The sequence below is a fragment of the Stenotrophomonas sp. YJH_SMC_14-1 genome (assembly GCF_059372275.1).
This window is the reverse complement of sequence record NZ_JCAFVK010000003.1, coordinates 365,559-391,355: the sequence shown is the minus strand read 5'-3', so window position 1 is coordinate 391,355 and position 25,797 is coordinate 365,559. Positions and strand designations below refer to the sequence as shown.

General features: G+C 67.4%; 20 protein-coding genes and 1 riboswitch. Of the genes, 9 read left to right on the top strand and 11 right to left on the bottom strand.

Annotation, left to right across the window (positions count from 1 at the left end; genetic code table 11):
• The first annotated feature begins 13 nt into the window (after positions 1 to 13).
• The gene (locus AC5P9P_RS11150; RefSeq protein WP_005408109.1) at positions 14 to 841 is read left to right on the top strand and encodes a class I SAM-dependent methyltransferase; all 828 of its coding nucleotides are present in this window, start codon (positions 14 to 16) and stop codon (positions 839 to 841) included.
• A 57-nt stretch (positions 842 to 898) separates the two neighbouring features.
• Here the strand turns inward: AC5P9P_RS11150 and AC5P9P_RS11145 are convergent, their stop codons facing one another.
• The 3 genes from AC5P9P_RS11145 to olsF all read right to left on the bottom strand — a co-directional run bounded on the left by AC5P9P_RS11145 (position 899) and on the right by olsF (position 4,617).
• Complete coding sequence (locus AC5P9P_RS11145; RefSeq protein WP_049433184.1) at positions 899 to 1,966, bottom strand: metal-dependent hydrolase; 1,068 nt, start codon at positions 1,964 to 1,966, stop codon at positions 899 to 901.
• A 138-nt stretch (positions 1,967 to 2,104) separates the two neighbouring features.
• Positions 2,105 to 2,905, bottom strand: a complete 801-nt coding sequence (locus tag AC5P9P_RS11140) for a UDP-2,3-diacylglucosamine diphosphatase (RefSeq protein WP_033834453.1) — start codon at positions 2,903 to 2,905, stop codon at positions 2,105 to 2,107.
• Positions 2,902 to 4,617, bottom strand: coding sequence for a bifunctional ornithine lipid synthase OlsF (olsF, locus tag AC5P9P_RS11135; protein ID WP_495232777.1), 1,716 nt, complete (start codon positions 4,615 to 4,617; stop codon positions 2,902 to 2,904). The genes AC5P9P_RS11140 and olsF overlap by 4 nt, the downstream gene beginning before the upstream one ends.
• Before the next feature lie 324 nt (positions 4,618 to 4,941).
• On the opposite strand from olsF, the gene metK reads away from it, so the two are divergent.
• Both metK and AC5P9P_RS11125 read left to right on the top strand, forming a co-directional pair.
• A complete protein-coding gene (metK, locus tag AC5P9P_RS11130; protein ID WP_005408103.1) occupies positions 4,942 to 6,153 on the top strand; it encodes a methionine adenosyltransferase in 1,212 nt (403 codons plus the stop codon).
• Positions 6,154 to 6,313: 160 nt separating this feature from the next.
• Entirely contained in the window at positions 6,314 to 6,820 is a 507-nt protein-coding gene (locus tag AC5P9P_RS11125; RefSeq protein WP_005412266.1) for an acyl-CoA thioesterase, read from the top strand.
• An 87-nt stretch (positions 6,821 to 6,907) separates the two neighbouring features.
• Here the strand turns inward: AC5P9P_RS11125 and ppc are convergent, their stop codons facing one another.
• Together ppc and AC5P9P_RS11115 are read right to left on the bottom strand one after the other, a co-directional pair.
• Complete coding sequence (ppc, locus tag AC5P9P_RS11120) at positions 6,908 to 9,625, bottom strand: phosphoenolpyruvate carboxylase (protein ID WP_478419171.1); 2,718 nt, start codon at positions 9,623 to 9,625, stop codon at positions 6,908 to 6,910.
• 172 nt (positions 9,626 to 9,797) lie between these two features.
• Entirely contained in the window at positions 9,798 to 12,314 is a 2,517-nt protein-coding gene (locus tag AC5P9P_RS11115; RefSeq protein ID WP_021203441.1) for a S9 family peptidase, read from the bottom strand.
• 120 nt (positions 12,315 to 12,434) lie between these two features.
• Positions 12,435 to 12,518: riboswitch (S-adenosyl-L-homocysteine riboswitch) on the top strand.
• Between the two features lie 36 nt (positions 12,519 to 12,554).
• Between AC5P9P_RS11115 and ahcY the strand changes: the two genes are divergently transcribed.
• The 3 genes from ahcY (at position 12,555) to AC5P9P_RS11100 (ending at position 15,160) form a co-directional block, all read left to right on the top strand.
• The gene (ahcY, locus tag AC5P9P_RS11110) at positions 12,555 to 14,000 is read left to right on the top strand and encodes an adenosylhomocysteinase (RefSeq protein WP_004154241.1); all 1,446 of its coding nucleotides are present in this window, start codon (positions 12,555 to 12,557) and stop codon (positions 13,998 to 14,000) included.
• Positions 14,001 to 14,201: 201 nt separating this feature from the next.
• Positions 14,202 to 14,675: a Cys-tRNA(Pro) deacylase gene (gene ybaK, locus AC5P9P_RS11105; protein ID WP_033834448.1), complete on the top strand. Its 474-nt coding sequence runs from the start codon at positions 14,202 to 14,204 to the stop codon at positions 14,673 to 14,675.
• Positions 14,675 to 15,160, top strand: a complete 486-nt coding sequence (locus tag AC5P9P_RS11100) for a hypothetical protein (RefSeq protein WP_033834447.1) — start codon at positions 14,675 to 14,677, stop codon at positions 15,158 to 15,160. Before ybaK ends, AC5P9P_RS11100 begins: the two co-directional genes overlap by 1 nt.
• Positions 15,161 to 15,235: 75 nt before the next feature.
• Here AC5P9P_RS11100 and AC5P9P_RS11095 read toward each other — a convergent pair whose 3' ends face one another.
• Positions 15,236 to 15,793, bottom strand: a complete 558-nt coding sequence (locus tag AC5P9P_RS11095) for a DUF3228 family protein (protein WP_033834446.1) — start codon at positions 15,791 to 15,793, stop codon at positions 15,236 to 15,238.
• Positions 15,794 to 15,930: 137 nt separating this feature from the next.
• Between AC5P9P_RS11095 and AC5P9P_RS11090 the strand changes: the two genes are divergently transcribed.
• Positions 15,931 to 17,448 (top strand): amidohydrolase family protein, encoded by a 1,518-nt coding sequence (locus AC5P9P_RS11090; RefSeq protein ID WP_033834445.1) that lies wholly within the window; start codon positions 15,931 to 15,933, stop codon positions 17,446 to 17,448.
• Between the two features lie 6 nt (positions 17,449 to 17,454).
• On the opposite strand, the gene AC5P9P_RS11085 is transcribed toward AC5P9P_RS11090, so the two are convergent.
• The 3 genes from AC5P9P_RS11085 to AC5P9P_RS11075 are packed head-to-tail and all read right to left on the bottom strand — an operon-like array spanning position 17,455 to position 20,180.
• Positions 17,455 to 18,186, bottom strand: a complete 732-nt coding sequence (locus tag AC5P9P_RS11085) for a LytR/AlgR family response regulator transcription factor (protein ID WP_033834444.1) — start codon at positions 18,184 to 18,186, stop codon at positions 17,455 to 17,457.
• Positions 18,183 to 19,229 (bottom strand): sensor histidine kinase, encoded by a 1,047-nt coding sequence (locus tag AC5P9P_RS11080; protein WP_033834461.1) that lies wholly within the window; start codon positions 19,227 to 19,229, stop codon positions 18,183 to 18,185. Before AC5P9P_RS11080 ends, AC5P9P_RS11085 begins: the two co-directional genes overlap by 4 nt.
• Before the next feature lie 24 nt (positions 19,230 to 19,253).
• On the bottom strand, positions 19,254 to 20,180 hold the full coding sequence (locus tag AC5P9P_RS11075; protein WP_049459467.1) for an alpha/beta fold hydrolase: 927 nt from the start codon (positions 20,178 to 20,180) through the stop codon (positions 19,254 to 19,256).
• Between the two features lie 203 nt (positions 20,181 to 20,383).
• Here AC5P9P_RS11075 and metF point away from each other — a divergent pair, with 203 nt between their 5' ends.
• Both metF and AC5P9P_RS11065 read left to right on the top strand, forming a co-directional pair.
• Positions 20,384 to 21,211 (top strand): methylenetetrahydrofolate reductase [NAD(P)H], encoded by an 828-nt coding sequence (metF, locus tag AC5P9P_RS11070; RefSeq protein ID WP_005412254.1) that lies wholly within the window; start codon positions 20,384 to 20,386, stop codon positions 21,209 to 21,211.
• 40 nt (positions 21,212 to 21,251) lie between these two features.
• Positions 21,252 to 21,836 (top strand): DUF4124 domain-containing protein, encoded by a 585-nt coding sequence (locus AC5P9P_RS11065; protein ID WP_049397434.1) that lies wholly within the window; start codon positions 21,252 to 21,254, stop codon positions 21,834 to 21,836.
• Between the two features lie 51 nt (positions 21,837 to 21,887).
• Here AC5P9P_RS11065 and AC5P9P_RS11060 read toward each other — a convergent pair whose 3' ends face one another.
• Both AC5P9P_RS11060 and secA read right to left on the bottom strand, forming a co-directional pair.
• On the bottom strand, positions 21,888 to 22,844 hold the full coding sequence (locus tag AC5P9P_RS11060; RefSeq protein WP_288469700.1) for a Nudix family hydrolase: 957 nt from the start codon (positions 22,842 to 22,844) through the stop codon (positions 21,888 to 21,890).
• Positions 22,845 to 22,946: 102 nt separating this feature from the next.
• Positions 22,947 to 25,679, bottom strand: a complete 2,733-nt coding sequence (gene secA / locus AC5P9P_RS11055; protein WP_005408088.1) for a preprotein translocase subunit SecA — start codon at positions 25,677 to 25,679, stop codon at positions 22,947 to 22,949.
• Between the last annotated feature and the right edge of the window lie 118 nt (positions 25,680 to 25,797).

Sequence of the window (25,797 nt, the reverse complement as noted above, 5' to 3'; positions counted from 1 at the left end):
ACAAGAGCCCACCATGACCCCGCCGATTTCCTCCCCGACCTATCTGCACGGGTTTTCCGGCACCGAGCAGCAGCGCCTGATGACCCAGGCCCGGCTGCTGGAATCGAGCATCTTCGGCCAGATCGACTACAGCGGCGCGCGGCGCCTGCTGGAAGTCGGCAGCGGCGTGGGCGCACAGACCGAGATCCTGCTGCGCCGCTTCCCCGAGCTGCACGTGACCGGCGTGGACCTGAGCGAAACGCAGCTGGCCACCGCGCGCGAGAACCTGGCGCGCACGCCGTGGTGCAGCGACCGCTACACCCTGCAGCAGGCCGATGCCGGTGAGCTGCCGTTCGAGGCACGCAGCTTCGACGCGGCGTTCCTGTGCTGGGTGCTGGAGCACGTGCCGTCACCCGCACGTGTGCTGAGCGAAGTGCGCCGGGTGCTGGCACCGGGTTCGCCGGTGTACATCACCGAAGTGATGAATGCCTCGTTCCTGCTCGATCCGTACTCGCCGCACATCTGGCGCTACTGGATGGCCTTCAACGATTTCCAGTACGACCACGGGGGCGACCCGTTCGTCGGCGCCAAACTGGGCAACCTGCTGCTGGCCGGCGGCTTCCGCGACGTGCACACCGAGATCAAGACCATCCACCTGGACAACCGCGAGCCGGCGCGTCGCAAGACGATGATCGCGTTCTGGGAACAGCTGCTGCTGTCGGCCGCCGACCAGCTGCTGCAGGCCGGCTCGGTGGACGAGGAAACCGTGGAAGGCATGCGCCGCGAGTTCCGCCTGGTGCAGAACGACCCGAACGCGGTGTTCTTCTACTCGTTCGTGCAGGGCCGCGCGACGGTGTATTGATCCGGTGTTCTGCTGCCGATCGAGGCCGCAGAGCCACGCCATGCGTGGATCCACTGATCAATGCACGGCGGTGTGGTCGGCCGCGCCCGGCGCCGCCGCCGGCTCCTGCCAGATCCGCTGCCACATCGCCGCCAGGCGGCGACCGGCGTCGGCACGCGCGGCGGGACTGCTGTAGTCCACGCGCACCTGCTCGGGAACGATTGCCCGCCACTGCCCGTCGGCCTGCTCGGCCACGACGAAATTGAAGGTGTAGTCCGGCTCCAGCCCCATGCGCAGGTCGCTCAGCACCAGCCGGCCGTCCACGACCTGCGCACGCATGAAGCCACGGTTGAACCACTGCAGGCGCCGCACTGCCGGAATGCCCCCCGCTTCGCGCAAGGCCTGCACGTTGGACGCATGGCCTTCGAACTGCATCGGCCCGTGGTCGGCCACCAGCGAGCGATCACCCACCACGTAGCCGTTGGGCGTCATCGCCACCACCCGCCACAGCAGGGTGTTGAACGGCATCGGCACCGAGAAGCGCGGTGCATCGCCCAGACCCATCGCCGCCAGGCTCTGCTGGGCAGCACGGTCGACCTGGGCCTTTGCGATCAGGCCCCAGCCCAGGTAGGCGCTGCTGACCAGCAACGCCACGCCCAGCACCTTGCCAGCCCAGGGGCGGGCGCGGCCAAACCAGGCCAGCACGCAACCCAGCAGCAGCCACACCGTGTAGCCAAGATCGATGATGAAGACACTGGAACCCATGGTCGGGTGTGGGCGCAGCGGCCACCACAACTGGGTGCCGTAGACGGTGAACGCATCCAGCACGGGATGGGTGACCAGCGCCAGCTGGATCGCCCAGAACCAGCGCACCGGTGACTGCGCGACGCGGCCGTTGCCGAAGCGCCTGAACAACCACCAGATCAGTGCCGCCACCCAGGGCAGCACCAGCAGCGAATGGCTGAAGCTGCGGTGCTCGATCATGTTCGCCACCGGGTCGGCGGCGGTGAAGCCCAACCACAGGGCATCGAGGTCCGGCAGGGTGCCGAGCGCGGCACCGGCCAGCAGGGCCGCGCGGCGATGGCCGGGCGGAGCGATGGCAGCAGCGACGGCGCCGCCGAGCACGATCTGGGTCAGGGAATCCATGGGCCGATGCTAGCGGCTTGCGGGCGCGCCGTCTCACTCCCGGACACCGCGTCTGTAGAGTCGACTGCTGGTCGACTGCTCTCCCATCAGGCTGCGGAAACCACGCGCTACACGCGACAGTCGACTCTACGGAACGGGTTACGCCGCCTGCGACAACCGCGCGCCCGGCAGTTTCACCAGGGTCTGGCCGTTGTGATCGAGCAGGCGCAGCGCGCCATCGTGGTCTTCGGCCAGCGCGGTCAGGCTCTCCACCCAGTCGCCGTCGTTGGCGTAGACCAGGCCATCGCGTTCGATCAACGCAGCGCGATGGATGTGACCACAGACGATGCCATCCAGTCCGCGCCGGCGCACGTCATCCAGCCCGGCCTGCACAAAACGCTCGATGTAGCGTTCGGCGGCACCACTGCGCTTCTTCAGGAATTCCGACAGCGACCAGTAGCGCATGCCCAGCCGGCGCCGCACTGCATTCAAGGCCTGGTTGCCGGTCAGGATGCGGTAGTACAGCCAGTCGCCGAATCTCTCCTGCAGGCCACCGAAGTGGGTCACGCCGTCGTACTCGTCGCCGTGCGCGACCAGCAGGCGACGGCCATCGGCGGTCACGTGGATGGCGCGGCGGCGCACCTGCATCGCTGGCAGCATCAGCCCGCACACCTGGCGCAGCGAGGCATCGTGGTTGCCGGGAATGTAGATGATCTCGGTGCCGGCACGGCGCAGCGCGTGCAGGGCCTGGATGACCTCGCTGTGCGACTGCCGCCAGTTGGCACGGCGATGGGCCATCCACCACAGGTCGATGATGTCGCCGACCAGGTACAGACGCTCACAGCGCAGCTGCGAGAGAAAACGTGCCAGTTCGGTGGCATGGCAATGACGTGAACCCAGGTGCACGTCGGAGACGAACACTGCGCGCCGGTGCGGCGACAGGTTCGCCAGCACGCTCATGCCGGCGTCCCCACATCGCGCAGGTAGCGTTTGCGCTTGTTCGGCCGGATCGCGCACAGGTCCACTTCGATCAGGCCGTCGATCGAATCGCTGAAGTCCGGGTCCACACCGAAGGCGAGGAAGCGCGCGCCACCGGGTTCGCACAGATCGGTGTACTGGCGATACAGCGTCGGCACGCCGGTGCCGAGTGCGGCCAGGTTGGCCTTGAGCACGTCGAACGCGGCGCCTGCATCCAGCTCACCGAAACTCGGCGGTGCGGCGAAGTACTGGAACGGCCGGTTCGATTCGGCCAGGCCAGCGGTACCGCTGTAATAGCGCTGGTAGTACGCCACCAGCTGCTCGCGCGCATCGCGTGGCAGCGCCGCGCTGATCGACACGGCGCCGAACAGGTAGCGGATGCCCGGCCTGCATTGCAGGTAGGCACCGATGCCCTGCCACAGGTAGTCCAGGCTGCGGCTGCCCCAGTAGTCGGGCACCACGAAGCTGCGGCCCAGTTCCAGGCCTTCGGCGATGTGGGTGATGGCATCGTCGGAATAGCGGAACAGCGACGCGCTGTAGAGCCCGGACAGTCCGTGCCGGGCCAGCGCATGGGCGCCGCGCATGATCCGGTACGCGCCGGCGATGCGCTGCGCGGCCGCGTCCCAGATCACGATGTGCTCGTACTGCGGGTCGTAATCGTCCAGGTCGCGGCTGCGCCCAGTGCCCTCGCCCACCTGGCGGAAGGTCAGTTCGCGCAGGCGGCCCAGCTCCATTAGTAGCGGCGAATCGGCAGTACAAGTGGCCAGCAGAATCTGCTTGCCGTCGGCGGTCTGGCCCAGCTGGGTGGCTGCGGCAATCCCAGCGGCGACCTGCGAGGGTGGCACCGGGGCCGCCAGCGGCTCGGGGCCTGCGAAGGCAGCGGCATTGCCGGCCGCGCCATTGCGGCCCAGCGCATACAGCGCGCGGCGTACCGACAGCAGCTGCGCGCCCGGGTCACCGCCCTTGCCCAGCTGCATCGGCTCACCGATGCTCAGGCGCAGCGGGCGGCCGCGGCGGGTGAACATCTCGCGCGCCAGCAGCGCGGTGCCGGCCGGCTTGAACAGGGTCGAGGCGCCGTAGAACAGCGCCGAATTGCGCGCTTCCACCCGTACCGGCAGCACCGGCGCCCCGGCGGCACGGGCAAAGCGGACGAACCCGCGCTGCCAGCGACCATCGCGGATGCCTCGCAGCGAGAGGCGCGAGACCTCGCCGGCCGGGAACACGATCACGCACTGCTCGGCGGCCAGCGCCTCCTCCACAGCGTGCAGGCTGCCACGCTGGGCCTTGCCACCGAGGATGCGCACCGGCAACAGCAGGTCCTGCAGTGGCGCGATCGCCCCCAGCAGGTCGTTGGCCACGATCCGCACATCGCGGCGGATGCGGCCGACCGCGTCCAGCAGGGCCAGCGCGTCCAGTGCGCCGGACGGGTGGTTGGCGACGATCAGCAAGCGACCGGTGGCCGGGATCTTCGCCAACGCGGCCGGATCCACCTGGTACTGGCCATCGATGAACTCCAGCCCGGCGGCGACGAAGCCGAATCCGCGCAATCCTGCACTGCGCTGCAGGAACGCTTCGATCTGGTCCAACCGCGACCAGCGCCCGACGCTGCGAAGCAATGGCCGCGCCAGTTGGCCACGGCGGCCATGGAACCAATCGGGAAAGCGTTGCTGGAGACGCTGTTCAAGTTCCTGCATGGCGGATCCACTCATGCCCGGCGGCCGGATTGGCCGACAGCCTGCGCCCGGCAGGCGGCAGCCAGATGGCGGTTTCGGGGCAGAACGATGACGGTCGCCCCCGGCCGGAGGGGCCGCAACCGCCCCACCTCGCCACCCGGCCCGCTGTCACGCTGGTGGAACACTGGGCCTCGAGGCCGGGGCCCAATCCCGTCAGGACGGCCCTTGCCGGGCCTACGCGGGCTTAACCACCGGCAACCGGTACAGGTTCACAATGCACAGGCGGCGCACCCCGTGTATCATGCGCGCCCATCTTTCCATCCGAATCAAGGGATATTACGCCTGATGTCCAGCTATCTCTTCACCTCCGAGTCGGTCTCCGAAGGCCATCCGGACAAGGTTGCCGACCAGATCTCCGATGCGGTGCTGGACGCGATCCTGACCCAGGACCAGCGCGCCCGCGTGGCCTGCGAGACCATGGTCAAGACCGGCGTTGCCATCGTGGCCGGTGAAATCACCACCAGCGCCTGGATCGACCTGGAAGCCCTGACCCGCAAGGTCATCACGGACATCGGCTATGACAGCTCCGACGTCGGCTTCGACGGCGCCACCTGCGGCGTGCTGAACCTGATCGGCAAGCAGTCGCCGCACATTGCCCAGGGCGTGGACCGCAAGAAGCCGGAAGAAATGGGCGCGGGCGACCAGGGCCTGATGTTCGGCTATGCCACCAACGAGACCGACAGCTACATGCCGGCCGCGATCCACCTGTCGCACCGCCTGGTCGAGCAGCAGGCCAAGATCCGCAAGAAGAAGAACTCGCCGCTGTCGTGGCTGCGTCCGGACGCCAAGAGCCAGGTCACCCTGCGCTATGAAAACGGCGTGGTCTCGGCCATCGACGCCGTGGTGCTGTCGACCCAGCATGCCCCGGGCATCAAGCAGAAGGACCTCATCGAGGCCGTCCGCGAAGAGATCATCAAGCCGGTGCTGCCGGCCAAGTGGCTGCACAAGGGCACCAAGTTCCACATCAACCCGACCGGCAAGTTCGAGATCGGTGGCCCAGTGGGCGACTGCGGCCTGACCGGCCGCAAGATCATCGTCGACACCTACGGCGGCTGGGCCCGTCACGGTGGTGGCGCCTTCTCCGGCAAGGACCCGTCCAAGGTCGATCGTTCGGCGGCCTACGCGGCCCGCTACGTCGCCAAGAACGTAGTTGCCGCCGGCCTGGCCGACCGTTGCGAAGTGCAGGTCTCCTACGCCATCGGCGTGGCTGAGCCGACCTCGATCTCGGTCACCACCTTCGGCACCGGCAAGATCAGCGACGACAAGATCGAGAAGCTGATCCGCAAGCACTTCGACCTGCGCCCGTACGGCATCATCAAGATGCTGGACCTGATCCACCCGATGTACCAGCAGACCGCGGCCTACGGCCACTTCGGCCGCAAGCCGAAGGAGTTCAGCTACCTCAACGGCGAAGGCGAGACCGTCAACGCCACGGCCTTCTCCTGGGAGAAGACCGACCGCGCCGCCGCCCTGCGCGCCGATGCGAAGCTGAAGTAAAGCCGGCGGGTAGAGCCGACCGGTAGAGCCGACTGTTAGTCGGCTGACCTTGAAGAAGGGCCGCGCAAGCGGCCCTTCTGCTTTCTGGTAGAGCCGGCCGCTGGCCGGCTTTTTCATGGCCTCCGGAAACAATCGCGCGGTTGCCGATACAATCCGCCGCATGTCGACCGAACTGAAAACCCACCAGCTGTCCATGACCGTGCTGATGTCGCCGGAAATGGCCAATTTCTCCGGCAAGGTCCACGGTGGTGCGATCCTGCGCCTGCTCGACCAGGTCGCCTACGCCTGCGCCAGCCGTTACGCCGGCAGCTACGTAGTCACCCTGTCGGTGGACCAGGTGATGTTCCGCCAGCCCATCGCGGTGGGCGAGCTGGTCACCTTCCTGGCATCGGTGAACTACACGGGCACCTCGTCGATGGAGATCGGCATCAAGGTGGTGGCCGAGGACATCCTCAAGCGTAGCGTGCGCCACGCCAACAGCTGCTTCTTCACCATGGTGGCGGTGGATGAGGAAGGCCGGCCGACGCCGGTGCCACCCTTGCAGCCGGTCACCTCGGACGAAAAGCGCCGCCAGGCGGCCGCGCTGATCCGCCGCCAGCTGCGCCAGGAAATGGAACAGCGCCATCTGGAACTGCTGGCGTCGAACCCGCCGTCGCCGGAGGAATGAGGTAGTGCCGGCCGCTGGCCGGCAACCTCGTGCGTGCCGCCAGACATCATGAGGTTGCCGGCCAGCGGCCGGCACTACCGCGACACCTCACCCGGTGTTCTGCACGCCCTGCGAAACACCGTTCACGCAGGCCACCAGCGCGCGCAGCAGATCGTCATCCTCGCGTCCGCTGGCCCGCCAGCGCTGCAGCAGGTCCACCTGCAGCACGCTGATCGGATCGACATAGGGATTGCGCAGGCGGATCGACAGCGCCAGTCGCGCATCGTGGTCCAGCAGCGTCTGCTGGTCCATCAATGCCAGCAGCCAGTGCCGGGTGAGTTCCAGTTCGCGCTGCACCTGCGGGAAGAAGCGGTCGTGCAGGCCGCCCGACAACAGCGAGAACTGCTCGGCGATGGTGATATCGCCCTTGGACAGCACCATCGCGATGTCATCCAGGAAGGTGCGGAAGAACGGCCAGTCACGCGCCATTTCGCGCAGGGTCTTTTCGTGGCCGGCATCCACCGCCGCCTGCAGGCCGCTGCCTACGCCGTACCAGCCGGGAATGACGGCACGCGCCTGGCTCCAGGCGAACACCCAGGGAATCGCACGCAGGTTGCCCAGTGCTGCGTCCTGGCCGAGCCGGCGCGACGGACGCGAGCCCAGGGTCATCCGTTCGATCACATCGATCGGCGTGGCGGTACGGAAGTAATCCATGAAGCCGGCCTGGCCAACGAACCCGCGATACACCTCGCTGCTGGCCGCAGCCACCGCATCCATCACCGGTCGCCACTCATCCTCGCGCGGCTCGGCGGCACGCGGGCGCAGGCTGGCGCGCAGCACCGCACCGGTGGCCTGTTCCAGCGAACGCAGGGCCAGCGCGCGGATGCCGTACTTGCGATGGATCACCTCGCCCTGCTCGGTCACTCGCAGGCGGCCATCGATGCTGCCGCGTGGTGAAGCATCCACCGCGTGCGTGGTCTTGCCACCGCCACGGCTGATCGAGCCGCCACGGCCATGGAAGAAGGTCAGCCGGATGCCCGCCTCGGCCGCCACCTCCAGCAGTTCCACCTGCGCGCGCTGCAGGCCCCAGCGCGAGGCGGCGATGCCACCGTCCTTGCTGCTGTCCGAGTAGCCCAGCATCACCATCTGAACATCATCGCGTGCACGCAGGTGCGCGCGGTACACCGGATCCTCCAGCAGGTCGCGCAGCGTGGCGGTGCCGCGCTTGAGATCGTCCACGGTTTCAAACAGCGGCGCGATGTCCAGCGGCACGCCGCCATCGGCATCGACCAGGCCACCACGCCGCGCCAGCGCCAGCACGGCCAGCACGTCGCTGCGGTCGTGCGCCATCGAGATGATGTAGCTGCCCAGCGCATCGCTGCCATGCCGCGCACGCGCATCGGCCAGCGCGGCGAACACCGCATCCAGCCGCTGGTTGCCCTCGTCGTCGCCGTTGGGCAATGCCGTTTCACCGCTGGCATGCGGGCTCAGCAGCCGCGCTCGGCCCGCCACATCCAGCGCCTGCCAGGCCTCTTCGCCACCCAGCACGGCGGCCAGCGCGCGCGCATGCACGCTCGACTCCTGGCGCACATCCAGCCGCGCCAGATGGAAGCCGAAGGTCTTCACCCGCCACAGCAGACGCTGCACGGCAAAACCACCAGCGTGCTCGCCACGGTTCGCAAGCAGGCTGTCGAGGATCAGCTGCAGGTCGTCGATCAGTTCGGCGGGGCCGGCGTAGGCGCCCTCGCCATTGTCCAGCGTCGCCTGCAGGCGCGCGCGCATGCGGTCATTGAGCAGGCGGTACGGCATGTCGGCATGGCGCGGGCGCGACTGCACCTGCGGCAGCAGCTGCTGGTACTGCGCCACGCGCGCCTGCAGCGGATCGCTCACCCCTACCCGCTCGGTGGACTGGCTGAGCAGGCTGGCCAGCTGCAGCAGTTCCTTCTGGTAGCGCCCGAGCACCGCCTGCCGCTGCGCATCCAGCGTATTGCGGATGGTGTGGGCATCCACGTTCGGATTACCGTCCATGTCGCCGCCCACCCACGTACCAAAGCGCAGCAGCCGCGGCAGCGGCAGCGGCAATTCTTCGCCATAGGTATCGCGCAGCGCCTGCTGCAGCGATTCGTACAGCACCGGGATCACCCGGTACAGCACCTGCACCAGATAGAAGCCCACATGCTCGCGCTCGTCATCGACGGTCGGCCGCACCGGTGAGGAATCGGTGGTCTGCCACGACGCGGTGAGCGCCATGCGGAAGCGCGCGGCATCGGCGGCAGCCTCACCCGGCGTGCGCTGGCCGTCGAGGTTGTCGACCAGGCTGGCCACCATCAGCTGCTCCTTCTCCAGCAGCGCGCGGCGCACGGCTTCGGTCGGATGCGCGGTGAACACCGGTTCGATGTCGATGCGCGGCAGCCACTGCGCCAGTTCGTCCAGGCCCACGCCCTGCGCCCTCAAGTGCTGCAGTGCATCCTGCAGGCCATCCGGCTGCGCACCCGCGGTACCGGCGCGCTGGTAGTCACGGCGGCGGCGGATGCGATGCACGCGCTCGGCGATGTTGACCACCTGGAAGTAGGTGCTGAAGGCCCGCACCATGGTCTCGGCCTGCTGCGGCGTGCGCCCGGCCAGGCCATCGGCCAGCTCCGACAGCGGCGCCTGGTTTTCGCGACGGGCGATGGCGCGGGTACGCACGTCCTCGACGTCATCAAGAAACGCGGCCGACACCTGTTCGACCAGCAGGTCGCCGACCAGTGCGCCAAGCCGGCGCACATCATCGCGAAGCGGAAGATCGGGAGAAGCAAACTCGATGCTGCTGCGGTACTCGTTCATCGGCGACGCACAGGCCTCGGTCAACGGATCCAGGCCCCAAGCCTATCCCAGATCGGGCGTCGTGCTGCGATGCAAAATTGGTTTCATCTGGTAGTGCCGGCCGCTGGCCGGCAACCTCAGGTTGCATGTCTCCATGAGGTTGCCGGCCAGCGGCCGGCACTACCAGGCCCGGTCAGCGCTTCTTCTTCGCCTTGCCCTGCTCGGCCGGGCCGATGGTCTGCTCCAGCCAGCGCTCGCTCTCGGCCAGCATGGTCATGATCGATTCGCGTGCGCGGTAGGCATGCGATTCGTTGGGCAGCATCACCAGCCGCGCGGTGCCGCCCAGGCCCTTCACCGCGGCGAACATGCGCTCGCTCTGGATCGGGAAGGTGCCGGAGTTGTTGTCGTCCACGCCGTGGATGAAGAGGATCGGATCCTTGATCCTGTCGGCGTAGTTGAAAGGCGCCATTTTCTGGTAGACCTCCTGTGCCTGCCAGTAGTTGCGTTCCTCGGCCTGGAAGCCGAACGGGGTGAGCGTGCGGTTGTAGGCGCCGCTGCGGGCGATGCCGGCCTTGAACAGGCGGGTGTGTGCCAGCAGGTTGGCGGTCATGAACGCACCGTAGGAATGGCCGCCGATGGCGATGTGATCGCGATCGGTCACGCCACGGCGCACCACCTCATCCACCGCTGCCTGCGCGTTGGCCACCAGCTGTTCGATGTAGGTGTCGTTCGGCTCCTTGTCGCCCTCACCGATGATCGGCATCGACGGGCTGGCCAGCACCACATAGCCCTTGGCCAGGAACGCCTGCGGGCCCCAGTAGCTGACCGCGTTGAAGCGGTACGGCGAATCGGTCACCTGGCTGGCCGCAGCCGCGCTCTTGAACTCACCCGGGTAGGCCCACATCAGCAGCGGCCGTGGGCCGTCCCGCTTGGGGTCGTAGCCCGGCGGCAGCAGCAGGGTCGCGGTCAGGTCGACCCCATCCTTGCGCTTGTAGCGGATCTGCTCCTTCTGCACGCCCTTCAACTGCGGCAGCGGGTGCGCGAAATGGGTCAGCGCGCGCGGTGCCGCACCGGCATCGGCCAGCGACTGCACGTAGAAGTTGGCCGGCTCATCCGGGCTCTCGCGGCTCAGCAGCAGCGAGCTGGCCTGGTCGTCCAGCAACGCCACCGGCAGCGAATAGCTCGGCGCCTGCGAGTGGAACAGGCGCGTTGCCTTGCCCGTGGCGATGTCGAAGCGGTCCACGAACGGACGGTCGCCTTCCGGCGAAGCACCGGCACCGGCCAGGTACAGGCTGCTGCCATCGGGGCTGGTCTGCAGCAGCGAACGACCCCGCTCGTCACTGGCCAGCAGCGGCCGGCCCGGATCGGCATAGCGGTCCTGCGCATCACGATCCCACAGCAGGCGCGGCTCGGCACCGGCGTTGTCCGGGGCGATCAGCCAGGTCTTGGTCCTGCGGGTCTTCCACCACGATTCGGTCAGCAGGGCCAGGTCACCGCGGCCCCAGCTGATGCCGGCCAGGCGGCTGCCAAGCTGGGCCAGGGTGACCGGCGGTTTGTCGAACGGCGCGGCCTGCATCAGCACCGCATCGCGCACCCTGGCCTCCCTGTTCGGGTCGCCGCCGTCCTGCGCTTCGGCCCAGACCAGGGTGGCGTCGGCATCACCGCGCCAGCTGATGTCGCGCACGCCGGTCACTTCGGCATCGTTGCCGGTCGGCAGCCCTTCCACCAGCGGGCGAACGGCGACGGTGTGCACCAGCTTGCCGCTGGCGCGGTCGATCACTTCAATGCGGCGCGGGAAACTGCTCACCGGCACCACGTAGGAGTACGGGCGCTGCACCGGCTGGCGCAGCACGAAGCGGCCATCCGGCGACACCGAGAAGCCCATGAAGATGCCGGCCGCGCCGATCACGCGGGTGCTGCCATCCAGGCCGACTTCCATTGGCTGGGTAGTGGCGTAGTAGTCGAACTGGCGTGCGTCGGCCTCGTTCTTCAGCAGGTCCTGGTAGGTACGGATCGACACCACGCCGCCGCCCTGGCTGGTCTGCTGCACGGCCGGGCCGGTCGGAATGCCATCGGCAGCCGGGGCCGCACCGAGGTTGGCCGGGCGGGTGAACACCACCAGGCCGCGGCTGTCCGGCAACCACTGGTAGCCGCTGCCGATCACCGTGTTCAGGCCGGCAACCAGGCGGCGGGCGCTGCCGCCGGCCACGTCCACCAGCCACAGTTCATTGGCGCCACTGGCAGCGTCGACCTGGTTGAAGGCAAGCCACTTCTGGTCCGGCGACCACATCACACTGGCGATCGACAGCTTGGCCGGCAGGCCGCTGATCTGCCGCTCCTTGCCGTCGGCCACGTTCATCAGCCACAGCTTCTCGCCGAAGCTGAAGCGGCTGTCGGAGAACGTGCGCGGGTTGATGCGCAGGCCAGCCAGCTTCAGTTCCGGCTGCGCCACCACCTGGATCGAAGGCAGCGACGGCATCTGCATCATCGCGGCCACGTCGCGTCGCGGCGACAGGTACAACGAGGGTGCACGCGGCGCGTCCACCACCGCCTGCAGCGCGGCCGACGGCAGTTCGTAGCCGTTGACGCCCTGGGCCTGTGTGGCCACCGGCTGCGGCGCTGCGGCCCAGGCCAGCGGGGCGACCGCCAGCAGTCCCATCGACAGGACCAGGCCGGTCCAGCGCCGTGTACGGCGCGCGTGCATGCTCATCGTTCCACCTGTGTGATGCGTGAAAACACCGACCTTAACAGGCCGTGCACGCGGCCCCATCTGCCGATGGTTGGGTCATCCGGATGTCACGCCGGGGCCGCGATATAATGGGGGTTCTCCCCTGCCGAGGGGCGCTGCGACCGGATCCCACGAGGCCCGGCCAGGCTCGGTAAGGTGGCTTTGTAACAACGGCGCCCGGCTAGATGCGAGCATCCGCTCGTCCACAACCGGAGCACACGAATGAACGCTGTTGCCAAGACCTTCTCCACCGAAGGTGACTACAAGATCCGCGATATCACGCTGGCCGACTGGGGCCGCAAGGAACTGGACATCGCCGAGCACGAAATGCCGGGCCTGATGTCGATCCGCCGCAAGTACCAGGCCGAGCTGCCGCTGAAGGGCGTGCGCGTGACCGGCTCGCTGCACATGACCATCCAGACCGCGGTGCTGATCGAGACCCTGAAGGACATCGGCGCCGACGTGCGCTGGGCCTCGTGCAACATCTTCTCGACCCAGGACCACGCCGCTGCCGCCATTGCGGCCACCGGCACCCCGGTGTTTGCCTGGAAGGGCGAGACCCTGGAAGAGTACTGGGACTGCACCCTGGACGCGCTGACCTTCACCCTGGCCGATGGCACCCTGACCGGCCCGGAGCTGGTGGTGGACGACGGCGGTGACGTGACCCTGCTGATCCACAAGGGCTACGAGCTGGAAAACGGCAGTGACTGGGTCAACACCGCCTCGTCCTCGCACGAAGAACAGGTCATCAAGAACCTGCTCAAGCGCGTCGCCAAGGAACGCCCGGGTTACTGGGGCCGCGTGGTCAAGGACTGGAAGGGCGTCTCCGAAGAGACCACCACCGGCGTGCACCGCCTGTACCAGCTGGCCCAGGCCGGCACCCTGCTGATCCCGGCGATCAACGTCAACGACTCGGTCACCAAGAGCAAGTTCGACAACCTGTACGGCTGCCGCGAGTCGCTGGCCGACGGCCTGAAGCGCGCGATGGACGTGATGCTGGCCGGCAAGGTGGCCGTGGTCTGCGGTTACGGCGACGTCGGCAAGGGCTGCGCGGCCTCGCTGCGTGCCTACGGCGCGCGCGTGATCGTCACCGAGATCGACCCGATCTGCGCCCTGCAGGCGGCGATGGAAGGCTATGAAGTCAACACCATCGAATCGACCCTGGGCCGTGCCGACCTGTACGTCACCACCACCGGCAACAAGGACATCATCCGCATCGAGCACCTGAGCGCGATGAAGGACCAGGCCATCGTCTGCAACATCGGCCACTTCGACAACGAGATCCAGGTCGATGCGCTGGTGTCGTTCGCCGGCATCAAGCACGTCAACATCAAGCCGCAGGTGGACAAGTACATCTTCCCGAACGGCAACGCGATCTTCCTGCTGGCCGAAGGCCGCCTGGTGAACCTGGGCTGCGCCACCGGCCACCCGAGCTTCGTGATGTCCAACAGCTTCGCCAACCAGACCCTGGCACAGATCGACCTGTGGGCGAACAAGGACAGCTACGAGAAGAAGGTCTACCTGCTGCCGAAGAAGCTGGACGAGGAAGTGGCCCGCCTGCACCTGGAAAAGATCGGCGTGAAGCTGACCACCCTGAGCCAGGAACAGGCCGACTACATCGGCGTGCCGGTGGAAGGCCCGTTCAAGCCGGACCACTACCGCTACTGATGCCTGCGGGGTGCCGGCCAGCGGCCGGCACCACCGGTGCATGCAACACACGGAACGGGCGCCTTCGGGCGTCCGTTCTGCGTTTGCGTGTGGCCGTACACCCCGCATCCAGTCCCCACGGTAGATCCACGCCATGCGTGGATGCTCTCCGGCAGTAGGCTCGGTCAAGGCAACGCGCCCAGCGCGCGCTACCATGCCTACATGACCCCGGCCATCAACCTGCTCAAGCGCGAGAAGATCGCCCACACCGTGCGCAGCTACGTGCATGACGCCCACGCCGAATCCTATGGCGGCGAAGCTGTCGACAAGCTCGGCCTCGATCCGGCCCAGGTGTTCAAGACCCTGCTGGCCAGCACCGAGGCACACGAACTGCTGGTGGCGATCGTGCCGGTGGCCGGCCAGCTGGACCTGAAGGCACTGGCCGAAGCCGCCGGCTGCAAGAAGTGCGAGATGGCTGCTGCTGACGCCGCGCAGCGCGCAACCGGTTACCTGGTGGGTGGCATCAGCCCGCTCGGGCAGAAGAAGCGCCTGCGCACCTTCTTGGACGCCAGTGCCGAAGCGCTGCCCAGGCTGCATGTCAGCGCCGGTCGCCGTGGCCTGGAAGTGGAACTGGCACCCACCGACCTGCTGCGCCTCACCGCCGGCCACTACGCTGCCATCGGCAAGTCACGCTGATGCGCTGGCCGTGGTCTGCAGCGCCGATTCCCCGGCTCGACGATGCACAGGCCGATGTGCTGCTGCAGGACCTGTTGTCGCGCGACGCAACACGCATCACCGATGCCGCCCGCGTTGTCGCACGACTGTTCAGTGCCTCATCGTTGGACGCGTTGAGCGCACATGTGGATCTGATCGAACAACGCTGCCAGGGCATCGCGCTTGGCGGCATGCTGATCAGCAACCAGGCGTATCTGAAGGCCGCCCTGCGTCGGCTGCGTTACTGGCGTGCACGCGAGGGTTGCCTGTGCGCGCTCAACCCCGGCTACCCGTTCTTCGATCCCCGTCGCCTGATTGAACAAGGACAGATGCAGCTGCTCTCGGTGGAAGAGGCTGAGGGCTGCTGGGGCGACTGCCACACCGTCGCCTGCACGCAATGCGGCCAGCATTGGCAGGCCATCGACCGCGAGTACCATTACCCGTGGTGGGAATGGAAAGCTGCCTGAAGGCCAAGCGGCCACGCATGGCGTGGCTCTACTGTGGTCCGCACATTCACGCGATGCGTGGATGACAAATGTTGCTCATGGCCGCCAGTTCGCGTTGTTCTCCCAGAACTCGACGGAACGCCGGTAGGCTTCGCGGTCCAGCGGCACGCCGGATCCGCCCTCGTCCACGCCCAGCGCATTGCGCATCATCGTGATCGGTGCCATCGGTACCTCTTCCGGTTCGGCGGTGTAGATGCAGCCGACGATGCCCCAGTCGGCCTCGATCGGCGAGCCTTCCCTGGCCAGCTGCCCGGCGCTGTACAGGATCACCACCAGGTAGTTCGCACGCGGTGATTCCACGCCCTCGAACCAGCGCACCAGCACCGGTAGTTCCTCACGGTTGCGCGCTTCGTAACCACTGCGCAGCAGGTGGCGGTTGGCCTCGGTGATCGGTACGGTCAGGCAGCGCGTGCTGGTCCAGTTCTCGTAGACGAACAGCTTGCAGAACGGGGCGTAGCCGTCGAGTACCTTCAGTGGCGCATGCGCATTGAGATGTGCCTCGAACTGCTCGGCAGTGCAGTCCTGGATGGTGTTGCCACGCGGCACGCGCGGGAACAGGCGGGGACGGGCGAAATCGGTGAGGACGATGGACATGGCGCGGGTGTGATCAGGAGTTCTGCTGCACAGGGTAACCGCCCCGGAGGCAGACAGGGCCGGATGCCGATGGTCACTGGCGCCAGCGTCCCGCTTGCAGCACCCTGCGGGCGACCCACTACAAGGATCGCCGGCTCATGGATGCAGCATGCGCATTGCCCCGTTCCGCCCACCGTCGGCAGTGGCCGATCGTACTGGTCATCCTCCTGCTGGCGCCGCCATTGCTGTTCGCCGCCGCTCTGCTCTGGCCGCTGTCGGCTCCGCCGTTGCCCGAGCCGGGCAACAGCCGCGTGATCGTCAACGCGCGGGTGGTGGACGTGGCGCGCGGCCAGGTCAGCGAACCCACCACCGTGACAGTGCGCCACGGCACCATCACTGCCATTGGGGAAGATCCGCAGGACGCGCGGCTTCCCGTGCTCGACGCCGGCGGCCGCTGGCTGCTGCCCGGTTTCTGGGACATGCACACCCATGCACTGCAATTGTCGCCGCAGCTGCAGTTCCCGCTGATGCTGGCCAACGGCATCACCGGCACCCGCGACATGATGGACTGCCCGCAGACCACCGATCCGCTGATCGCCTGCGTGGCCGACAAGCGCCGCTGGACCGCACAGGCCATTGCCGGGCAGCAGGTTGCACCGCGCTTCGTACAGATCGCCAGTTTCTACTTCGAAGATCCGTCACTCGCGCCGGAGGCCGCCGCTGCGCGTGCACGGACGTACAGCGCGCGCGGGGTCGACGCGTTGAAGGTCTACAACCGGCTGCGTGCGGACACCTATCAGCGGCTGGCCACCGAGGCGCAGCAGCTGCGCCGTCCGTTGGTCGGCCACCTGCCCAAGGCGGTGCCTCTGGACGACGCGGTGCAGGCGGGCCAGCGCAGCTTCGAGCACGCCCATCTGTTCGTGCGCCACTGCTTCGACAACGCGGCGGCATGGCGCGGTGGCGCGCTCGACGGCGAAGACCCGATCGTACTGGCCGAACGCATGGTTGCCAGCTATCAGCCCACGCTCTGCAACAAGGCGTTCGCTTTGATGCAGGCCAGCGGTGCCGCGTTCGTACCGACCCATGTCACCCGCGAAGAAGATGCACGCGCAAGCGACCCCGCCTTCGTCGACGATCCGCGCCTGGCCTATCTGGACCCGCTTTCACGCTGGGCGTGGCGTGATGACCTGCAGGCCACCGCAGCGCGCTATCCCGGCCGACGCGGCCAAGACGCACTGAAGACCTACTTCGAGCATGGCCTGGCTCTCACCGGTGCGGCCCATCGTGCCGGCGTCACCGTGCTGGTCGGCACCGACACCGGATTGGGCGGCTTCCGCTACCACGATGAACTGCAGTGGCTGCGACAGGCCGGCCTGAGCCAGGCCGACGTGCTGCGCGCAGCTACGCTGCAGGCCGCACGTCATCTGCAACGGCAGGCATCGCATGGAAGCGTCGAGGTCGGCAAAGCCGCAGACCTGGTGCTGCTTGATGGCAACCCGCTGCACGACATCGCCAATACCCGCCGCGTGCATGCCGTGCTGCTGGCCGGCCACCTCTATGACCGCCCGCGGCTGGATGCGCTACAGACTTATGCGCGCAGGCAGGCACGCTCGCCCGCAGTGATGGCACGCCTGCTGTGGGGATTCATCACCAGCCCGGTCAGTGCCGAGCTGTAGCGGCAGCTACAACGCCATCCGCTCGCGCAGTTCACGTGCCTGCCGCCGCGATACCTCCACCTCGCTGCCGTCGTCCAGCGCCAGATCGTAGCCATCTGCAATGCTGGGCGTCACGCCACGAATGCGACGCAGGTTGACCAGCGTGTTGCGGTTGGCGCGGAAGAACAACTCCGGCGGCAGGCGTGCTTCCAGCGCGCTCAGGCTGCGGGTCAGCAGGGCGTTCTGGTCGCGGAACCATAGCCGTGTGTAGTTGCCATCCACCACCAGCCGACGGATCTCCGAGACCGCGACGAACCAGCAGCGTTCGCCCTCGCGCACGAACACCTGGTCCTGCGCGCCCAGCGTGCTGCGCGGCTCCGGCGTTTCGCCCGCCACCACCTCGCGCCGGCGCGCCCGCTGCAACGCTTCCAGCAAGCGCGGCGCCTCGACCGGCTTCACCAGATAGTCCAGCGCATTGGCCTGGAAGGCGCGCACCGCATAGGTGTCGTAGGCGGTAACGAAGACCACCGCCGGCACCGCCTCCAGCCCATCCAGCACATCGAAGCCGCTGCCGGAGGGCATCTGCACATCCAGCAGCACCAGGTCCGGGGCCAGTGTGGCGATCGCCTCGCGTGCAGCGGGCACATCGTCGGCCTCGCCCACGCACTGCACCCACGGCAGCGCCGACAACAGCGTGCGCAGCTCCTGGCGCGCCAGCCGTGCATCATCAACGATCAACACACGCAGCACGCCACTCATTGCGGAATCTCCAGCAGGGCCTGCATGCGGTCGCCGACCGGCTGCAGGGTGAAACGACCCTGCGTGCCGAGCTGCGCACGCAGGTAGGCAAGGCCAACGCCATGGCCATGGGTGGGCTCGTTGGCGCTGCCCAGCGGATTGTCCACCTGCAGGCGCAGCACGTCATTGTCCAGCGTGGCACGGATCTGCACCTCACCGCCGCCCGGGCGGCTGGCGATGCCATGCTTGATCGCATTCTCCACCAGCAGCTGCAGCGCCATCGCCGGCAGCTGTGCCTGCAGGGCATCGGCATCAATGTGCTGGCTTACCTGCAGGCGCTGTTCGAAGTGGACTGCCTCGATGGCCAGGTAGTCGTCCACGACCACCAGTTCCTCGGCCAGGGTGACCTGCTCGCTGCGGTTGTGTGCCAGCGCCTGGCGCAGCGTGCGCGACAGGCGGGTGACCATGTCGCGCGCACGCTCCGGGTCTTCCAGGATCAGCGCGCGCAGGTTGTTCAGCGCATTGAACATGAAATGCGGGTTGAGCCGTGCACGCAGTGCATCGCGCTCCAGCGCGCTGCGCTCGGCCTCGGCACGCAGGCGCGCCAGTTCCGCACTGCGTATCCGGCGCAGGCTGTGCAGGCCTGCCCAGAGCGCTGCCCACAGGGCCAGCATCACCGCAGTGGTGTACCAGTAGAGCAGCAGCGCCTTGGGGCTGAAGTCGGCCGTCTGCCGCCCCAGGCTCACCCAGTTCCAGGCCAGCGCTGAGTGCAGCGCGATGTTCACCAGCAGCTGCGCCACTGCCGCGCCCAATGCCACCGACAGCGCCAGCCGCAGCAACAGCCCGGCCGTGCCGCGCGCCCACCAGTCGGCACGCAGCGCCAGCGCGCGGATGGCACCGCTGCACCCGAACAGGGCCAACGCCAGACCCAGCGTGATCAACACGCCTGCGCTTCCGGCATCGCTGAAATAGGCTTGGCGCAGGCCGATTCCGGCAACACCATAGAGCGCCCACACCAGCGCATTGAGCAGCCAGAAGCGTACCGTCGAGGAGGAATCCGGCATGTCCATTCCGAGGCGTGTTGAAACTCAGTGGTGGTGATCGAGGAAGGCCTGCACCTGACCGCGCAGCCAGCGCGGATCATCCCACATCAGGAAGTGGAAACCCTGCGCGCTCATCGCGATCTGCACGCCCCGCAGTTTCGCGTACTGCGCCTGGAACACCGCGCGCGTGCTGTCCTCGGTGCCGCCCATCGGCTGGTAGCCGGCCCAGCTGCCCAGCACCAGCGTCGGTGCGGTGATCGAGGCGATGTTGTCACGCAGGTCGGTGGTCATCACCGCATGCATGGCGTCAGCGGTGGTCTGGCGGTCGCTGGCTTCGCCCCAGCGCCCCAGCTCGGCCTGCCGCTGTGGATCGCGGGTCATGCCCGGCAGGCCGGCCTTCAGCTGCGCCTGCCACTGCGCGGCATCGGCGGCGAGCATGCCCTTGCGCAGCTGGTCGGCCATTGGCCGCACGCTGTCTGCGGTGGCGTTCGGGTCACGCGCGGCCGGCAGGAACGGCAATGCGTCGACCACCACCAGCGCACTGACTGCCTTCGGCTCGGCCTGCGCCATCTGCAGCCCCAGCAGGCCGCCAAGACTGTGGCCGATCACCACCACCGGGCCCAGCTGTTGGTCATGCAGGTAGGCCAGCAGCTGCCCGCGCATGGCCGGCAGGAATTCGGCCGGGCGCGGGTCGGCGGGCGCAGCGCCGGCAAAGCCCGGCAGCTGCACCAGATGGCACTGCACGTCCTTCAGCGCCAGGCAGGTCTCGCGCCAGACCTCGGCGCTGCTGTTCAGGCCGGGGATCATCAGCAGCGGACGGCCCTTGCCGACCACCTCGACCTGCACCTTGCCGGTGCCGGTGGCGGCCGCCGCATGCGCCGAGCCGGAACCGAGCACGGCCATCGCCATGCCGATCATCGCCAGCCGGGCCAGGGCCTTCATTGCGTACCAGAGTGCCAGGAAGATCTTCATCGTCTGCTCCTTCATTGGGTGGGTGGTGCCGGGATGGGAGCAGCGTGGGCCTGGCGGAGGCACCCCGGTTGCGATTTCGGAGCAGCGGCCGCACGGCGGGGCGAACGGTCGCGGGCCGGGGACGGCGGGCTCTCACGTAATTCTCATGCATCCATCTTGATGAAGAGATATACTGTTTCGCACCGACCGCCGCCATCCGCGCCATGACCGCCATCAGCTTCGAGTTCTATCCGCCCAAGACCGACGAACAGCGCAGCCAGCTGGACCGTGCTGCGGCCAAGCTGAAGGACTACGCCCCCGAATACGTGTCGTGTACCTTCGGCGCCGGTGGCTCGACCCTGAGCTACACCTCCGAGACCGTGCGCCACCTCAACCAGCACCATGGCTTCGATGCCGCGCCGCACCTGTCGTGCGTGGGCGGCACCCGCCAGGAGATCCGCGAACTGCTCAAGCTGTACCGCGCCATCGGCTGCCGTCGCCTGGTCGCGCTGCGCGGTGACCTTCCCTCGGGCATGGGCTTCCCCGGCGACATGCGCTACGCCGCCGAGCTGATCGATTTCATCCGCACCGAGCACGGCGATGCGTTCCACATCGAAGTGGGCGCGTATCCGGAAACGCATCCGCAGGCGACCGATGCGCTGGCTGACCTGAAGCACTTCAAGGCCAAGATCGATGCCGGTGCCGATGCGGCGATCACCCAGTACTTCTTCAACCCGGATGCCTACTTCCACTTCGTCGATGAAGTGCGCCGGCTCGGCGTGCAGGTGCCGATCACGCCCGGCATCATGCCGATCGCCAACTTCAGCCAGCTGCGCCGCTTCTCCGAACAGTGCGGTGCGGAGATTCCGCGCTGGATCGGCCGCAAGATGCAGGCCTACGGCGATGACGCCGAGTCGGTACGTGCATTCGGCACGGAAGTGGTGGCCCGGCTGTGCCAGCGCCTGATCGAAGGCGGCGCGCCCGGCCTGCACTTCTACACCTTGAACCTGGCCAAGCCGACCACCTCGGTGCTGAAGCTGCTGCACGGCTGAAAGCACGCCATGCGGACCGGATCGGCGCTACCCTGCGAGGATGATCCGGCTTTCCTTCCTGCTGTTGCTGCTGCCGCTATGCGTGCTGTCGAGCGTCGCCCACGCACAGTCCACGCGCCTGAACCGCTGCACCGATGCGCAGGGCCAGAGCGTGTACACCGACCGGCCCTGCGACAGCGTGGGTGCACGGTCACGGCTGCCGCCGCCCTCCCCCACCGGCAATACCGCAGCGCGCGACACGCTGGGTGCACGTTGCCCGCGCCGGCTGAGCGAGCTCGTGGACGCATTGCGCAACGGCATCCTCAGCAACGACGTCAATCGGCTGTCTTCACTGTACCTGTGGGGTTCGGTGTCCGACGCGGGCGCGCAGCGCATTCTCGGCCAGCTGGAATCGTTGGCGCGGCGGCCGCTGGTGGACGTGGTGCCGGTGTATCCCTCGCAGGCGCTGCCGCTATCGCAGGATGAAGGTCAGAGCCCTGCTGCGCAGGGGTCCGACCCTGAGCCGCCGGCCGTGCGCCATCCGGTCGGCCTGCGCCTGGAGCAGACGTTGCCGGGCAGCGTGGCGCGCGCTTCGACGGTGCTGGGGTTGCGGCGGCAATATGGTTGTTTCTGGATCACGCTGTGATCGGGAGGGGTCAGAGCCCTGCTGCGCAGGGATCTGACCCCGCATGCCGGCTCACTCTGGCCACAGCCCGCGAATGGCGGCGATGCCCTGCCCGCCATGGCGACGCGCTTCGGCGACCTGACCGCGGCCCATGCCGCCCAGCGCATAGATCGGCAGTGACACCTGCGCGCGCAGCTCGGCGAACGCGTCCCAGCCCAGCGGCACCGCGTCCGGATGGCTGGCCGTGGCCTGCACCGGGCCCAGCACGGCGAAGTCGCAGCCCAGCCGCTGTGCGGCCTGCAGCTGCTGCAGGTCGTGGCAGGATGCGGCCACCAGCTGGCCTTCGGGAAGTGGACGCTGCGACAGTTCCTGCAACTGCTCGCTGCCCAGGTGGACGCCCACGCCCAACGCACGCGCCAGTTCGATATCGCGATTGAGCAGCCACTGCACCCCGCTGCGACGATGCGCGCGCACGGCCTGTTCGACCATCGCCTGCCGCTGCGGATGCGCCGTCGGCAACCGCAGCTGGATGCGCTGCTGGCCCGCGGCCACCACGCGCTGCAGCTGTTCATGCCAATGCTGCACGCCGCCCTCATCATCGGCCGGCGCCGGGGTGATCAGGTAGCTGTCGGGCTGGCGCAGCGCGGCCACCACCGGCAGATCGGCCGGTGGCATCGAATAGCGGCCCAGCTTGTCCGGCGCCACCCAGGTGATTGCCTGGCCCTCCCGCCCACGCGGCGTCCCCTTCCAGCTGCGCACGTGGCGCACCTCCAGGGTCAGGTGCTTGTCCGGATAGCGCTGCGGCACATCCATCAGCCACTCGCCGACATCGGCCTCGATGCCCAGTTCCTCGCGCAGCTCGCGCACCAGCGCCTGTTCGGAGGTCTCGCCGGATTCGCGTTTGCCGCCGGGAAACTCCCACAGGCCGGCCATGTCGCGGTTCTCGGTACGGCGGTTGAGCAGCACGCGGCCACGGGCGTCGGTGATGACGGCGGCCACGACATGGATCGATCGGGTGGGGGAAGGCATGGGGGGAAGCATGCCCAGAACAGGGCGGCCGGCGCAATCACGGATCCGCTGCGACTCCCCTGCCACAAACGAAAAGCCCCGCTTTCGCGGGGCTCTTCGGCATCAGCTCAGCTGGCCGTGGCAGTGCTTGTACTTCTTGCCACTGCCGCACGGGCACGGATCGTTGCGGCCGATCTTCGGCTCGTCGCGCTGCATCTGCGCCACGCCCTGCTGGGCAGCCTGCACCTGCGCGGCTTCCTCGTCGGCGCTGTAGCCGCCCACGTCCTGGTGCTGGAACTGCGACTGGCTCAGGCGGGCTTCGGCCTGCTGGCGTTCGGCCGCTTCCAGCGCCTGCACTTCCTCGTCGCTGCGGATACGCACGCGCGACAGCAGGGTCACCACTTCGCGCTTGACGTTCTCCAGCATGTCCGAGAACAGCTCGAAGGCTTCCTTCTTGTATTCCTGCTTGGGCTGCTTCTGCGCGTAACCACGCAGGTAGATGCCCTGGCGCAGGTAATCCATGCGCGCCAGGTGCTCCTTCCAGCTCTGGTCCAGCACGGTCAGCATCACGTGCTTCTCCAGTGCGCGCATGGTCTCTTCGCCCACGCCGGCTTCCTTCTCGGCGAAGTGCTGGTTGACGCGTTCCTGCACCTTGGCGGCAATCGCCTCGGCATCCAGCTCCTCGTGCTCCTTGACCAGGTCAGTCAGCGACATCTGCAGGCCGAAGTCCGACTCCAGGGTCGCTTCCAGGCCACGCAGGTCCCACTGCTCGTCGATCGAGTTCGGCGGCACGAAGCGGGCCACCACGTCGAAGATCACATCGTCGCGGATGCCGTCGACGTTATCCTTCACCGACTCGGCGTCCAGCAGTTCGTCGCGCTGGGCGTAGATCACCTTGCGCTGGTCGTTGTTGACGTCGTCGAAGTCCAGCAGGTTCTTGCGGATGTCGAAGTTGTGGGCCTCGACCTTGCGCTGCGCCTTCTCGATCTGGCGGCTGACCAGGCGGTCTTCGATGACGTCGTCTTCCTTCATGCCCATCATGCGCATGGCCTTCTGCACCCAGTCGGAGGCGAAGATGCGCATCAGGTTGTCTTCCAGCGACAGGTAGAAGCGGGACGAACCCGGGTCACCCTGGCGGCCCGAACGGCCACGCAACTGGTTGTCGATACGGCGCGACTCATGGCGCTCGGTGCCGACGATGTGCAGGCCGCCCGCCGCCTTCACTGCCTCGTGGCGCTTCTGCCAGTCGGCCTTGACCGCGGCCTTCTGCTCGTCGGTCGCGTCCTCGCCCAGCGCGTGGAGCTCTGCTTCCAACGAACCGCCCAGCACGATGTCGGTACCACGGCCGGCCATGTTGGTGGCGATGGTCACCGCGCCCGGACGGCCGGCGTTGGCGACGATGGTCGCTTCGCGGTCGTGCTGCTTGGCATTGAGCACTTCGTGCTTCACACCGGCCTTGCTCAGGTGCTCGGACAGCATTTCCGAGGTTTCAATCGAGGTGGTACCGACCAGCACCGGCTGGCCGCGCTTGGCGCACTCTTCGATGTCGGCCAGCACCGCATTGAACTTGCCCTTGCGGTTGAGGAACACCTGGTCCGGGCTGTCCTTGCGGATGGTCGGGCGGTTGGTCGGGATCACCACCACTTCCAGGCCGTAGATGCTCTGGAACTCGAAGGCTTCGGTATCGGCCGTGCCGGTCATGCCGGACAGCTTCTTGTACATGCGGAACAGGTTCTGGAAGGTGATGCTCGCCAGCGTCTGGTTCTCGCGCTGGACCGGCACGCCTTCCTTCGCTTCCACCGCCTGGTGCAGGCCATCGGACCAGCGGCGGCCAGCCAGGGTACGGCCGGTGAACTCATCGACGATGACCACTTCGCCGTCGCGCACGATGTAGTCAACGTCACGCTGGTAGATCGCGTGCGCGCGCAGGGCGGCGTTGAGATGGTGGACCACGGTCAGGTTCTGCGCCGCGTACAGGCCTTCGGTTTCGCCGTTGAGGATGCCGGCTTCCACCAGCAGCTGCTCGGCGTGCTCCATGCCCGCTTCGGACAGGTGCACCTGCTTGCCCTTCTCGTCGACCCAGAAGTCGCCTTCGCCGTCTTCCGCTTCCTGCTTGACCAGGTGCGGCACGACGCGGTTGACACGGATGTACAGCTCCGGGGAATCATCGGCCGGGCCGGAGATGATCAGCGGGGTACGCGCTTCGTCGATCAGGATGGAGTCGACTTCGTCGACGATGGCGTAGTGCAGGCCGCGCTGGTAGCGGTCGGCCTTGGACAGCGCCATGTTGTCGCGCAGGTAGTCGAAACCGAATTCGTTGTTGGTGCCGTAGGTGATGTCGGCGGCATAGGCTTCGCGCTTGTCGCTGTGCGGCATGCCCGGGTAGACCACGCCCACGCTCAGGCCCAGCCAGTTGTACAGCTTGCCCATCTGCGCGGCGTCGCGGCGGGCCAGGTAGTCGTTCACGGTGACCACGTGCACGCCCTTGCCTTCCAGCGCGTTGAGGTACACCGGCAGGGTCGCCACCAGGGTCTTGCCTTCACCGGTGCGCATTTCTGCGATCTTGCCCAGGTGAAGCACCATGCCGCCGATCAGCTGCACGTCGTAGTGGCGCATGCCCAGCACGCGGCGGCCGGCTTCACGGCAGACCGCGAAGGCTTCCGGCAGCACCTTGTCCAGGGCTTCACCATCGGCGATGCGCTGCTTGAACTCCGGCGTCTTGGCCTGAAGCTGCTCGTCGGAAAGCTTCTCGATCTCCGGCTCCAGCGCATTGATCTTGGCGACGATGCGGTTGAGCTGGCGCAGCTGTCGTTCGTTACGACTGCCAAATACGCGGGTAAGCAGGCTGTTGATCATTGAAGGAACCGGGTTGGATGGACACGACGCCCGGCCTCCCCCTTGGGATCCGTCCGCCGCAAACGAAACAGGGCGCCTGGCGCCCTGTCGATGGCAACACCCATTGTAGCTTGGGACG